We start from the raw sequence: 13,446 nt of genomic DNA on the forward strand, positions 1-13,446 counted from the left end.
CTTGTTGTCCTCTGTGTCTTGGTCCGTCCCTTCCATTTGGGTGGTCTGGTGCCCCTTCCAGAGCCCCCGCTGGGGGTGGGCACTTTGGACCAAGGGGTTCCCCCCCCTCGGCGTTTCCCCGTCAGCCCGCCCGTACGACCGGGCCCGTACGCCCGTACGCCCATCAGCCCAGGCAGCGCTCGGCAGCGCCACCGCCAGGACCCCGTCGCCGCCCCCACGGCACTCGCGCCCGGCGTACCGGCTCCGGCAGCGTCCCCCGGGTGCCCGCGCCGAACCGCTCATGCCCGACGGCGACCGGCTCGGCGACCCCGCCCGGCGCGGGTGCTCAGGGCCCGGCCTCCCGGTCCGGCGCCCCCGCGCGACGCGAAACGGCGGGCGGGCGCCCGGGGGAATCCCGAACGCCCGCCCGCCGCGGAGGACCCGCCTCCGAGCGCCTGCTCCGTGCGGCCCTGCCTACTTGTTCCCGCGCTTCGCGAGGAAGGCCTCGACCTCGGCCCGGATCTCCGGGGTGTCGAGCCCGCGCACCGTCATCGTGGTGCGGCGGCGCAGCACGTCGTCCGTGGTGTACGCCCACTCGTTGTCCGCCGCGTACGCGACCTGCGCCCAGACGTCCGGGCCGTCCTCGTGGATCGGCCGGCCGAGCTCCGGGTTCTCGTCGATCATGCGGGCGATCTCGAAGGACAGGGTGCCGTAGTGGCTGGCCAGGTGCTTGGCCACCAGCGGCTCCATCCGCGAGCCCGGCTCGCGGTCGATCAGCAGGCGGTGCGCCACCGCGTTCGGCGCGCCGACGCCCGGCAGCGGGACGGTCGGGGCGATCGGGGACATGTCCTCACCGAGGCTGGTGCCGGGCACGTGGGCCAGCTTCTCCAGCACGGTGCGGCCGATGTGCCGGTAGGTGGTCCACTTGCCGCCGGAGACCGACAGCATGCCGCCGCGGCCCTCGGTGACGACGGTCTCCCGCTTGGCGGCGGCGGTGTCGCCCGGGCCGCCCGGCAGCACCCGCAGGCCGGCGAAGGAGTAGGTGATCAGGTCGCGGTCGAGGTGCTCGTCGCGGATCGCGTGCCCGGCCTCGCCCAGGATCTGGTCGATGTCCGCCTCGGTGGCCCGGACGTCCTTCGGGTCGCCGGTGTACTCCTCGTCGGTGGTGCCGAGCAGGACGTGGTCCTCCCACGGGATGGCGAAGGAGACACGGTACTTGTCGATCGGGATGGTCAGCGCGGCGCGCCACGGCGAGCGGCGCTTGACGACCACGTGGGCGCCCTTGGAGAGGCGGATCGACGGCGCGGCGCCGGCGTCCTCCATCTTGCGCAGGTGGTCGACCCACGGGCCGGTGGCGTTCAGCACCAGGCGGGCGTCGATGCCGAACTCGCTGCCGTCCAGGCGGTCGCGCAGCTCGGCACCGGTGACCCGGCCGCCGGTGAAGCGCAGCCCGGTGACCTCGGCGTGGTTGAGCACCACGGCGCCGGCGTCGACCGCGGCGCGCACGGTCATCACGGCGACGCGCGAGTCGTTCATCTGGTGGTCGCCGTAGACGGCCACCGAGCGCAGGCCGTCGGTGCGCAGCGCGGGCACCTGCTGGGCGGCGTGCGCGGCGGTGGAGACCCGGCCCATGCCGTCGCGGAAGGCGGACAGCGCCGAGTACAGGAAGACGCCGGCGCCGAGCTTGGCGGCGCCGTGCGGGCCGCCCTTGTAGACCGGCACGAAGAAGGTCAGCGGGTTGACCAGGTGCGGGGCCACGTCGGTGGAGAGCGCGCGGCGCTCCTTGTGGTTCTCCGCGACCAGCTTGACCGCGCCGGTCTGGAGGTAGCGCAGACCGCCGTGGACGAGCTTGGAGGAGGCACTGGAGGTGGCGCCGGCGAAGTCGCCGGCGTCGACCATGGCGACCTTCAGGCCGGCCTGGGACGCGGTCCAGGCGACGGCGGTGCCGAGGATGCCGCCCCCGATCACCAGCAGGTCGTAGGTGGCCTTGCCGAGCAGTTCGCGGGTCTCGGCGCGGGAGGCGGTGCGGCCGGCGGTGCGCTCGGCGCCCAGGGTCGGGATGGTAGCCATGGTGGTTGTGTACGGCGCGCGGGTCGGGCGGCGCCGTTACTCCTCTCGGGTGCGGTGCGGCCTCTGCGGGAGAGGCCGGTCGGCCCGGTGCGGCGGGCCGGTGAAACACGGGTGCGCCCGTTGCCGGAACAGCGGGCGGCCGGCCGGGGCACGGGGCCCCGACCGGCTTGTCGGTCAGTTGTTCTCTTCCTCCTCCACCCAGCCCATGGTGCGCTCCACGGCCTTGAGCCACTTCTTGTACTCGCGCTCCCGGGTGGCCTCGTCCATGCGCGGGGTCCACTCGGCGGCGCGGTGCCAGTTGGCCCGCAGGGTGTCGAGGTCGCTCCAGAAGCCGACGGCGAGACCCGCCGCGTAGGCGGCGCCGAGGGCGGTGGTCTCGGCCACGTACGGGCGCTCGACCGGGGCGTCCAGGACGTCGGCGATGTTCTGCATGAGCAGGTTGTTGCTGGTCATGCCGCCGTCGACCTTGAGGGCGGTGAGCTCGACCCCGGAGTCCTTCTGCATGGCGTCGACGACCTCGCGGGTCTGCCAGGCGGTGGCCTCCAGGACGGCCCGGGCCAGGTGGCCCTTGGTGACGTACCGGGTCAGGCCGGCGATCACACCGCGGGCGTCGGAGCGCCAGTACGGGGCGAACAGGCCGGAGAAGGCCGGGACGAAGTAGGCGCCGCCGTTGTCCTCGACGGTGTTGGCGAGGGTCTCGATCTCGGCGGCGGTGGAGATGATGCCGAGCTGGTCGCGCAGCCACTGGACGAGCGAGCCGGTGACGGCGATCGAGCCCTCCAGCGCGTACACCGGGGCCTGGTCGCCGATCCGGTAGCCGACGGTGGTCAGCAGCCCGTGGTACGAGTTGACGATCTTCTCGCCGGTGTTCAGCAGCAGGAAGGTGCCGGTGCCGTAGGTGGACTTGGCCTCGCCCTCGTCGAAGCAGGTCTGGCCGAACAGCGCGGCCTGCTGGTCGCCGAGCGCGGAGGCGACCGGGACGCCGGCCAGGTCGCCGACGGCCTCGCCGTACACCTCGGCGGAGGAGCGGATCTCCGGCAGGACGGCCATCGGCACGTCCATCGACTCGGCGATCTTCTCGTCCCACTGGAGGGTGTGGAGGTTCATCAGCATGGTGCGGCTGGCGTTGGTGACGTCCGTGACGTGCTTGCCGCCGTTGACACCGCCGGTGAGGTTCCAGATCACCCAGGTGTCCATGGTGCCGAAGAGGATGTCGCCGGCCTCGGCGCGCTCGCGCAGGCCCTCGACGTTGTCCAGCAGCCAGCGGATCTTCGGGCCGGCGAAGTAGCTGGCCAGCGGGAGGCCGGTCTCGCGGCGGAAGCGGTCCTGGCCGACGTTGCGGCCCAGCTCGCGGCAGAGCGCCTCGGTGCGGGTGTCCTGCCACACCAGCGCGTTGTGCACCGGCTCACCGGTGTTCTTGTCCCACAGGACGGTGGTCTCGCGCTGGTTGGTGATGCCGATCGCGCGGATGTCGTCCTTGGTCAGGCCGGCCTTCTCCAGCGCGCCGCGGACGACCGACTGCACCCGGGTCCAGATCTCGGCGGCGTCGTGCTCGACGTAGCCGGGCTGCGGGAAGATCTGCCGGTGCTCCTGCTGGTCGACGGCGACGATCCGGCCGTCGGCGCCGAAGATGATGCAGCGGCTGGAGGTGGTGCCCTGGTCGATCGCGGCGATGTAGTTACCGGTGGAGGTCATGGGGAGGGTCCTCGGCTCGGGTTCGGGGATTACGGGGTGGGTGGGCCTGACGTTCGATCGGTCAGTCCCCGTGCTCGGCGGGGTCGAACCCGTCCTTTAGAAGATGGCGTTGTAGAGGCCGCCGGCCGCCAGGCCGCCCAGGATCGGACCGACGATCGGCACCCAGGCGTACGACCAGTCGGAGGTGCCCTTGTTGGGGATGGGCAGCAGGGCGTGCGCGATGCGCGGGCCGAGGTCGCGGGCCGGGTTGATCGCGTAGCCGGTCGGGCCGCCCAGCGAGAGGCCGATGCCGACGACGGTGAAGGCGACCATCAGGGTGCCGGTGCCGGACTGGGAGAGGCCGGAGTTGGTGCCGATGGTGAGGATCGCGAAGCAGAGCACGAAGGTGCCGATGACCTCGGTGATCACGTTCTGGACCGGGTTCCGGATCTCGGGGCCGGTCGAGAAGATGCCGAGGGTGGGCTCCTTGTTCTCGTTGAACTGGCCCAGGTAGGCGGCCCAGACCAGCACGGCACCGATGATCGCGCCGAGCAGCTGGGAGCCGAGGTAGAGCGGCACCTGGCTCCACTCGCCGCTCTTGACGGCGAGCGCGATGGTGACGGCCGGGTTGAGGTGCGCTCCGGACTTCGGGGCCGACATGTAGGCGGCGATGAGGACCGCGAAGCCCCAGCCGAAGGTGATCGCCAGCCAGCCGGCGTTGACGGCCTTCGACTTCTTGAGGGTCACGGCGGCGCAGACGCCGCCACCGAGAAGTATCAGGGCGGCGGTGCCGAGGGTTTCGCCGACGAAGACGTCGCCGTTGGAGAACGCGGACACAAAGACTCCCTTGTCCATATGGCCCGGAGGGTAGGTGGGGGCAGACGGCCGGTCGATCGTTGTGCGGGTGAGCGCACTGTGGGAGTGATCTCTCCGGCCATCGTTCGACAATGTCGACCGCCATGCGGAAGCTTCCTCCCCAGGTCGCCCCCGCGTCAAGGCGGGGTTACGGAGCTGTGACCCTCACCTCGGGCGGTCCGTCGACGTTACCGAGCGGAGCGCCCGAAAATAGGACAAAACGCCAGAGGCGCGGACAGGCCTCCAGCCCGTCCGCGCCTCTGCGTGACGAATCGACCCCTCCGCGGGGTCCCGCTCAGAACCGCCCGGCGCCCAGGTCGCGGGAGATCGCCCGCGCCGCGCTGCGCACCGAGGCCACCAGCGAGGGCTTCACGAAGCCGTCCTCGCAGACGCGCTCCACCGCCCCGCTGATGCACACCGCGCCCACCGGGTTGCGCCGCCGGTCCTGGATCAGCGCGCCGATCGAGGCCACGCCCTCCCAGGTCTCCTCGATCGAGTCGGCCCAGCCGCGCTCCCGGATCAGCGCGCACTCGGCGTCCACGTCACCCGCCTCGGTCAGCGTCCGCAGGGTGTACGACTCGTACGGCCCGTCGCCCAACTCCCCGCGCGCAACGGGGTCGTAGGCCACCAGGACCTTGCCCAGCGCGGTGCTGTGCAGCGGCTGCATCGAGCCCACCTCCAGCACTTGCCGGGTGTCGTCCGGCCGGAACACGTGGTGCACCACCAGCACGCCCTGCTGGTGCAGCACTCCCAGGTAGACCGTCTCGCCGGCCGCCCGGGCCAGGTCGTCGGCCCACACCAGCGCCCGCGCCCGCAGCTCGTGCACGTCCAGGTAGCTCTGGCCGAGCCGCAGCAGCTCGGCGCCCAGCTGGTACTTGCCGCTCTCCGGGTCCTGTTCGACGAACCCCTCCTGCTGGAGCGTGCGCAGGATGCCGTGCGCGGTGCCCTTGGCGAGGTCCAGCGCCGTCGCGACCTCGGACAGCCCCAGGCGGCGTTCACCGCCGGCCAGCAGGCGCATGATCGCGGCGGCCCGGGAAAGCGACTGGATCGGGCCGGGCATGGGAACCTCCGCGCTGACAGGCGGTCGACATTGTCGACCGCAGTGGTGACGGGGACGAGTCTGCCAGGCCGCCCTGACTCCGCGCACATTCCCCCCGGGGCAACCGGCCCCGCCGCCCGGAGGGGGACCGCGGCGGCGGGGCGTCGGTCCGGTGCCGTCAGCCCACGGGATGCGCCCGCAGCACCGCCACCTGCGCCGCCAGCGCGGCGATGTCGTCCGGCCCGACCCGGCAGCAGCCGCCCACCAGCCGCGCCCCGTCCGCGAGCCAGCCACCCAGCCGGGCCGCACGGAAGGTCGGCTCACCGCGCCAGCCCCGGCGGCCGGCGTCCCAGCGCTCCCCGCTGTTCGGGTAGACCACCACCGGCTTCCCGGTCACCTCGGCGGCCACCGCCACCGCCCGATCGGCGTCCTGCGGCGTACAGCAGTTGACGCCCACCGCGACCACCTCGTCCACCCCGGCGGCCAGCGCGAAGGCCTCCGCCAGCGGCTGCCCGGCCCTGGTCCGGTCGCCCTCGATGCTGTACGACAGCCAGGCCGGCACCCCCAGCCCGCGCACCAGCTCCAGCAGCGCCCGCGCCTCCCGCGCGTCCGGCACCGTCTCCAGCGCCAGCACGTCCGGCCGGGCCGCCGCCAGCACCTCCAGTCGGGGCCGGTGGAAGGCGACCAGCTCCGCGAGGCTCAGCCCGTACCGGCCCCGGTACTCCGACCCGTCCGCCAGCACCGCCCCGTACGGCCCCACCGACGCCGCCACCCAGCGCCGCCGCCCGCCCGGTGCGGACCGCGCCGCCTCCCGGGCCAGCTCCACGCTGCTCGCCAGCAGCCGCGCCGCCTGCGCCCGGCCGACCCCGCGCCGGGCGAAGCCCCCGAAGCTCGCCTGGTAGCTCGCCGTTATCGCGACGTCCGCGCCGGCCGCGAAGTACGCCCGGTGCGCCGCCACCACCGCCTGCGGGTCGTCCGCGAGCAGCCGCGCCGACCACAGCCCGTCCGACAGGTCGTGCCCGGCCGCCGCCAACTGGTTCGACATCCCGCCGTCGAGCACCAGCGGACCGGTGGCCAACGCGGCGGCGAAGTCCGGCGGGGGAGTGGTGGGCATGGCCGCCTCCTCTGGCAGAGTTCCTGGTCACAGCCTAGAAGGCGGGCGCCCCCACCCGAGGGGAAAACCATTTGCCGCCCGGGCACGCAGTCGCTACGTTGTGCTCAGCCCGAGAAGAACGGCGCCCCAGACGAACAGCACCGGCGAGACCACCCCCTCGCACCGGCCCGGCACGGAAAGGAACCCGGCGATGGCAGCGGACGGCCGGCCGCCCCCCACCGGGCCGGAGGCCGAGCAGGAGTGGCTCGCCACGTACGACCCGCGCGCCTACGCCCCGATCGCCGTCACCGTGGACGTGGTCGCCCTGACCTTGCGCGAGGGCAGCCTGCACGTCCTGCTGGTCGAGCGCGGAGCCCCGCCCCACCAGGGCTGCTGGGCGCTGCCCGGCGGCTTCCTGCGGGCCGGCGAGGAGGACCTCGACGAGGCCGCCACCCGCGAACTCGCCGAGGAGACGGGCCTGCACGGCGTCCCCGAGGCCCGGCCCTGCCGCCTCCACCTCGAACAGCTCGGCACCTACGGCGCCCCCGAGCGGGACCCGCGGATGCACGTGGTCTCCGTCGCCTACCTCGCCTTCGCCCCGGACCTGCCCGATCCCCGGGCCGGGACGGACGCCGCGGCCGCCGCCTGGCACCCCGTCTCCCACCTGGACCTCCGGCCCCACGGCCGGTCCCGAGCTGCCGGAGCTCCCGCCGACACCCACGGGGGTGGCGTCGGCGGGAGCACCGGCTCCGGCCCGCTCACACTGGCCTTCGACCACGCCCGCATCCTCGCCGACGGCCTCGACCGGGTGCGCGCCAAACTCGAGTACAGCCCGCTGGCCACCGCCTTCCTGCCGCACGACTTCACCATCCCCGACCTCCGCGCCGTCTACGAGGCCGTCTGGGACGAGAAGCTCCACCCCGGCAACTTCCACCGCAAGGTGCTGTCCGTGCCCGGCTTCGTCGAGAGCACCGGCACCACCACCGCGCGCGGCGGCGCCCGCGGCGGCCCCCGCGCCCGCACCTACCGCGCCGGCGGTGCCTGCGTGCTGCACCCCGCACTGCTGCGCCCCACCCGGGACGACACCGCCGACGGCTCCGAGTCCCCCTGACCCTCCGCGGCCCCGGGCAACGCCGCCGGCCCACCCGGCTACCATCCGGCCATGACCACTGACGAAGCGACGACCGCCGGCGAAGCGCCCGGAACCGGCCACCGGCCGCACTCCCACTGCCACTTCTGCGGCACGCCCTACCCGTCCGGCACACAGGCCTGGCCCCGCACCTGCCCCGGCTGCGCCGAGATCAGCTACCGCAACCCGCTGCCCGTCGCGGTCACCGTCCTGCCCGTCACCCGCCCCGACGCCGACCCGGCCCTGGTCGTCATCCGCCGCACCATCGAACCCGGCTACGGCGAACTCGCCTTCCCCGGCGGCTACATGGACTTCGGCGAGAGCTGGCAGCAGGCCTGCGTGCGCGAACTCCACGAGGAGACGGGCATCGTGGCCGACCCTGACGAGGTCACCCTGATCCACATCACGTCCGACCCCGCCGGCCGCTTCGTCATGGTCTGCGGGCTGCTCCCCGCCCGCCCGCTCGCCGACCTCCCGCCCTCGCGCCCCACCGACGAGACCGAGGGCTGGCTGCTCGCCACCGCCGACACCGCCCTCGTGTGGGACTTCCACAACGAGGTCCTGCGCCGCTGGTTCGGCGGCGAGTTCACCCCCCGCTGACCTCCGGTCCTCCTCTCGGCGGACCCTGGCGCGGCGGCCGATCACATGGCATGGTCTGCACCGACAGCCCAACCGGACGGGTCTGCCATGAGCCCTCCCGTCCCCACCACCGGCCGGGAGACCACCACCGTGAGCACCCCACCGCAGGACCAGCCGCTCTGGCGCCCCAACCCCGCTCGCGCCGCCGCCACCACCCTCGTGGCCTTCCAGGCCTGGGCCGCCGAGAACCACGGCGCCCCGGCCGCCCCGCTCGCCCCGGCCGCCGACGACCAGCAGGCCGCCCAGCGCTACGCGGACCTGCACGCCTGGTCCACCGAGGACCTCGACCGGTTCTGGACCGCGATCACCCAGTGGTTCGACGTCCGCTTCACCCAGGCCCCCGAGGCCGTCCTCGCCGACCCGGCGATGCCCGGCGCCCGCTGGTTCCCCGGCGCCCGCCTCAACTACGCCGAGCACGCGCTGCGCGCGGGGGCGGCCCCGGGCAACGCCGACCACCCCGCGATCCTCCACCTCGACGAGTCCACCGACCAGCCCGTCGTCCTCACCTGGGCCGAACTGCGCCGCCAGGTCGGTTCGTTGGCCGCCGCCCTGCGCGCCCGCGGCATCGGCCCCGGCGACCGGGTCGGCGCCTACCTGCCCAACATCCCGCAGGCCGCCGTCGCCCTCCTCGCCACCGCCGCCGTCGGCGCCGTGTGGACCAGCTGCGCCCCCGACTTCGGTGCCCGCAGCGTCCTCGACCGCCTCCAGCAGATCGAACCCGCCGTCCTCTTCGCCATCGACGGCTACCACTACGGCGGCAAGGACCACGACCGCACCGAGGTCGTCGCCGAACTGTGCCGCGAACTGCCCGGCCTGCACACCGTCGTGCACGTCCCACTGCTCGGCGCCCCCGCCCCCGAAGGCGCCCTGACCTGGGACGACCTGGTCGCCGACGACGTCGAACCGGTCTTCGAGGCCGTCCCCTTCGACCACCCGCTCTGGGTCCTCTACTCCTCCGGCACCACCGGCCTGCCCAAGGCCATCGTCCAGAGCCAGGGCGGCATCCTGCTCGAACACCTCAAGCAGGCCGGCCTCCACCTGGACCTCGGCCCGCAGGACCGTTTCCTCTGGTACACCTCCACCGGCTGGATGATGTGGAACTTCCTGCTGGCCGGCCTCCTCGTCGGGTCCACGATCGTCACCTACGACGGCAGCCCCGGCCACCCCGACACCGGCGCCCTCTGGTCCGTGGCCGCCCGCACCGGCGCCACCGTCCTCGGCACCTCCGCCGCGTACGTCATCGCCAGCCGCAAGGCCGGGCTGCACCCCGGCCGCGACCTCGACCTCTCCGCCGTGCGCTGCATCGGCACCACCGGCTCCCCGCTCCCGCCGGACGGCTTCCGCTGGATCTACGACGAGGTCAAGCAGGACGTCTGGCTCGCCTCGGTCAGCGGCGGCACCGACGTCTGCTCCTGCTTCGTCGGCGGCGTCCCCACCCTCCCGGTCCACCTCGGCGAGATCCAGGCCCCCTGCCTGGGCGCCGCCGTCGAGTCCTGGGACGTCCAGGGCCGCCCGCACACCGACACCGTCGGCGAGCTCGTCGTCACCAAGCCCATCCCGTCGATGCCCACCGGCTTCTGGAACGACCCCGAGGGCACCCGGTACCACGACAGCTACTTCGACACCTACCCCGGCATCTGGCGCCACGGCGACTGGATCACCGTCACCTCCCGCGGCACCGTCGTCATCCACGGCCGCTCCGACTCCACCCTCAACCGCCAGGGCGTACGGATGGGCTCCGCGGACATCTACGAGGTGGTCGAGCGCCTGCCCGAGATCGCCGAGTCCCTGGTCATCGGCCTGGAGGAACCCGACGGCGGCTACTGGATGCCGCTGTTCGTCGTCCTCGCCCCCGGCGCCGAACTGAACGACGACCTCATCGGCCGCATCCGCACCGCGCTGCGCACCGAGCTCTCCCCGCGGCACGTCCCCGACGAGGTCATCGCGGTCCGCGGCCTCCCGCACACCCTCACCGGCAAGCGGATCGAGGTCCCGGTCAAGCGCATCCTCTCCGGCACCCCGCTGGAACAGGCCGTCAACCCCGGCTCCGTCGACCACCTCGAACACCTGCGCTTCTTCGAGCGGCTCCGCGTCGAGCGCCAGGCCTGACCGGCCCCTGCGGACACCGAAAGGGGCGCTCCCACCGGATCCCGGCGGGAGCGCCCCTTTCTCGTGCCCGCGCGTCCCTCGTGTCCCTACTCGCCCGAGAGCACCTGCTGCGCGGCGGCCCGCGCCTCCTCGGCGCTGTCCGCGGCCCGGGCCGCCTCGGCCGCGCGGCGGCACTGCGCCAGCGTGTACTTGGCGAGCGTGGTGCGCACGTAGGGGATCGAGGCCGCGCCCATCGACAGGCTGGTGACGCCCAGGCCGGTCAGCACCACGGCCAGCAGCGGATCGGAGGCCGCCTCACCGCAGACGCCGCAGCTCTTGCCGGTCACCCGGGCGGCGTCGGCCGCCGCGGCGACCAGGTCCAGCAGGGCCGGCTGCCACGGGTCCTGGAGGCGGGCCAGCGCACCGACCTGGCGGTCGGCCGCGAAGGTGTACTGGGCGAGGTCGTTCGTCCCCAGCGACAGGAACTCGACCTCCTGGAGGATCGCCCGGGCGCGCAGCGCGGCCGACGGGATCTCCACCATCGCACCGAACTTGGCGTCCAGCCCGGCCTCCCGGCACGCGGCCGCGAAGTCCTTGGCGTCCTTGCGGTCGGCCACCATCGGGGCCATCACCTCAAGGTGCACCGGCAGGCCCTCGGCCGCCGTGGCCAGCGCCCGCAGCTGGGTCCGCAGCACCTCGGGGTGCTCCAGCAGGGTGCGCAGACCGCGCACGCCCAGCGCCGGGTTCGGCTCGTCGGCCGGGGTCAGGAAGTCCAGCGGCTTGTCCGCGCCCGCGTCCAGCACCCGGACCACGACCCGGCCCTCCGGGAACGCCTCCAGCACCTGGCGGTACGCCTCGACCTGCTTCTCCGCGCTGGGCGCCTTCGCCGAGTCGTCCAGGAACAGGAACTCGGTGCGGAACAGGCCGACGCCCTCGGCACCGTTCGCCAGCGCGGCCGGCACGTCGGCCGGGCCGCCCACGTTGGCCAGCAGCGGCACCCGGTGCCCGTCCGAGGTCTGCCCCGGGCCGGAGGAGGCGGCCAGTGCGGCCTTGCGCTCGGCGGCGGCCGCCCGCAGCTCGGCCTGCTTCTCCTCGGACGGCTCCAGCAGCACGTCACCGGAGCTGCCGTCCACCGCGACGACGGTGCCCTCGGCGACCTCGATCGCCCCCGGCAGCGCGACGACGGCCGGCACGCCCATCGCCCGCGCCAGGATGGCGCTGTGGCTGGTCGGCCCGCCCTCCTCGGTCACGAAGCCGAGCACCAGCGTCGGGTCGAGCAGCGCGGTGTCGGCCGGCGCCAGGTCCCGCGCGAACAGCACGTACGGTTCGTCGCTGTCCGGCACACCAGGCATCGGCACACCGAGCAGCCGGGCCACGATCCGGTTGCGCACGTCGTCCAGGTCGGCGACCCGCCCGGCCAGGTACTCCCCGGCGGAGGCGAGCAGGGCCCGGTACGCGGCGAACGCGTCGTAGACGCCGCGCTCGGCGCTGCTGCCGACGGCGATCCGGCGGGACACGTCGGCCATCAGCTCCGGGTCCTGCGCCATCAGCGCCTGGGCCTCCAGCACGGCCTGCGCCTCGCCGCCCGCCAGGTTGCCGCGCGCGACGAGGTCGGCGGCGACCGCCTCGACGGCGGCCTGGGCCCGCGCCTGCTCACGCGGGGCGTCCTCGGTCGGGATCTGGGTGGCCGGGGGCTCCAGCACCGCCGTCCCCATGTGCCGCACCTGGCCGATCGCGACCCCGTGGCTGACACCCACGCCGCGCAGTGTCTTCTCCATTACCTGTCTCCGCTGAGAGGAGCGGCCCCGCCGGGAACCGCTGAGTGCCGGGCCGCCCCGTCACTTCCTGCGGGGCGGGTGTGTGTCGAAGGTCGAGAGCTCAGCTCCAGCTGAACAGGGGCTCGCCGGAGACGGCCTCACCGTCCTCGCGCAGGTCGCCGAGCGAGTCGGGGGTGGCCTCCAGCGCCACGATCGGCGAGATCGGCGACTTGCCCGCGGCCTCGACGGCGGCCGGGTCCCACTTGATGACGGCCTGGCCGCGGGTCACCGTGTCGCCCTTGTTGACGAGCAGTTCGAAGCCCTCGCCGTTCAGCTGGACGGTGTCGATCCCGAGGTGGGTCAGCACACCGTGGCCTTCGGCATCCACGACGACGAACGCGTGCGGGTGCATGGAGACGACGACACCATCCACCGGAGCGACCGCCTCGGTCGGCCGACGAACCGGGTCGATCGCGGTCCCCGGGCCGACCATCGCCCCCGAGAACACCGGGTCCGGCACGCCGGCGAGCCCGACGACCTTGCCGGTCAGCGGCGACGTCACAGTGGTCATGGTTGTGCCTCCCAAGTGCGCAGTAAAGCGAGTGGCCGCGAGGAGCGGCGCGACGATCGACTGAAGCCTAAATCATGTCAACTTTGGACATCTGCTGACATTCCCGGGCGAAGAACCCTCCGCCCACCTGCTGGTCGACGACCCATCGAGCCCGGAGTGGTCTAGTCCTCTCGGCCGATGCGCCGCACTCTACAGGCATCTTGGCGAATCGGACCCATTGCTGTATATGCTCGCGAGAGCAACAAATCATGCCCCGTCCGGAGGACCCCGGGCGCGCCCCGATTCGCGCTCCGGCCGACGACCCGCTAAGGTGGGTCGGGTCGCCGCGACTCGGCGGTTAACGCCAGATTTCAGACGAGAAAACCTCCGGAAAACGGAACGGAAACCGTCTGATAGGCTGGAAACACGAAAGAACGAAGCCCGGAGGGCCTGCCGGAAGGCGGTCCGAAGGAAGCGTCCGTTCCTTGAGAACTCAACAGCGTGCCAAAAGTCAACGCCAGATATGTTGACATCCCCGGCCTCGGTCATTGTGACTGGGGTTGGAGATTCCTT

At 73.2% G+C, this 13,446-nt stretch carries 10 protein-coding genes; 3 read left to right on the forward strand and 7 right to left on the reverse strand.

Going from position 1 to position 13,446, the window contains the following annotated elements; translation table 11 throughout:
• Positions 1–453: 453 nt before the first annotated feature.
• From ACZ55U_RS23355 to mmuM, 5 genes are all read right to left on the reverse strand, one after another.
• Positions 454–2,049, reverse strand: coding sequence for a glycerol-3-phosphate dehydrogenase/oxidase (locus ACZ55U_RS23355; RefSeq protein WP_465528533.1), 1,596 nt, complete (start codon positions 2,047–2,049; stop codon positions 454–456).
• Between the two features lie 174 nt (positions 2,050–2,223).
• On the reverse strand, positions 2,224–3,744 hold the full coding sequence (gene glpK, locus ACZ55U_RS23360) for a glycerol kinase GlpK (RefSeq protein WP_465528535.1): 1,521 nt from the start codon (positions 3,742–3,744) through the stop codon (positions 2,224–2,226).
• Positions 3,745–3,840: 96 nt separating this feature from the next.
• Entirely contained in the window at positions 3,841–4,560 is a 720-nt protein-coding gene (locus tag ACZ55U_RS23365; RefSeq protein ID WP_465528537.1) for an MIP/aquaporin family protein, read from the reverse strand.
• A gap of 313 nt (positions 4,561–4,873) precedes the next feature.
• Positions 4,874–5,638, reverse strand: coding sequence for an IclR family transcriptional regulator (locus ACZ55U_RS23370; RefSeq protein ID WP_465528539.1), 765 nt, complete (start codon positions 5,636–5,638; stop codon positions 4,874–4,876).
• Positions 5,639–5,795: 157 nt separating this feature from the next.
• Positions 5,796–6,731 carry a homocysteine S-methyltransferase gene (gene mmuM / locus ACZ55U_RS23375; protein ID WP_465528541.1) on the reverse strand — a complete coding sequence of 312 codons (936 nt, stop codon included), beginning with the start codon at positions 6,729–6,731 and terminating at the stop codon, positions 5,796–5,798.
• Positions 6,732–6,921: 190 nt separating this feature from the next.
• Between mmuM and ACZ55U_RS23380 the strand changes: the two genes are divergently transcribed.
• The 3 genes from ACZ55U_RS23380 to ACZ55U_RS23390 all read left to right on the forward strand — a co-directional run bounded on the left by ACZ55U_RS23380 (position 6,922) and on the right by ACZ55U_RS23390 (position 10,587).
• Complete coding sequence (locus ACZ55U_RS23380) at positions 6,922–7,821, forward strand: NUDIX hydrolase (protein WP_465528543.1); 900 nt, start codon at positions 6,922–6,924, stop codon at positions 7,819–7,821.
• Positions 7,822–7,872: 51 nt separating this feature from the next.
• Positions 7,873–8,439, forward strand: coding sequence for an NUDIX domain-containing protein (locus ACZ55U_RS23385; RefSeq protein ID WP_465528545.1), 567 nt, complete (start codon positions 7,873–7,875; stop codon positions 8,437–8,439).
• A gap of 87 nt (positions 8,440–8,526) precedes the next feature.
• Complete coding sequence (locus ACZ55U_RS23390) at positions 8,527–10,587, forward strand: acetoacetate--CoA ligase (protein WP_465528547.1); 2,061 nt, start codon at positions 8,527–8,529, stop codon at positions 10,585–10,587.
• A gap of 86 nt (positions 10,588–10,673) precedes the next feature.
• Here ACZ55U_RS23390 and ptsP read toward each other — a convergent pair whose 3' ends face one another.
• A complete protein-coding gene (ptsP, locus tag ACZ55U_RS23395; protein ID WP_465528549.1) occupies positions 10,674–12,344 on the reverse strand; it encodes a phosphoenolpyruvate--protein phosphotransferase in 1,671 nt (556 codons plus the stop codon).
• A gap of 100 nt (positions 12,345–12,444) precedes the next feature.
• Positions 12,445–12,894, reverse strand: a complete 450-nt coding sequence (locus ACZ55U_RS23400; protein WP_465528551.1) for a PTS sugar transporter subunit IIA — start codon at positions 12,892–12,894, stop codon at positions 12,445–12,447.
• Between the last annotated feature and the right edge of the window lie 552 nt (positions 12,895–13,446).

This window comes from Kitasatospora sp. NPDC034533 (assembly GCF_055575155.1).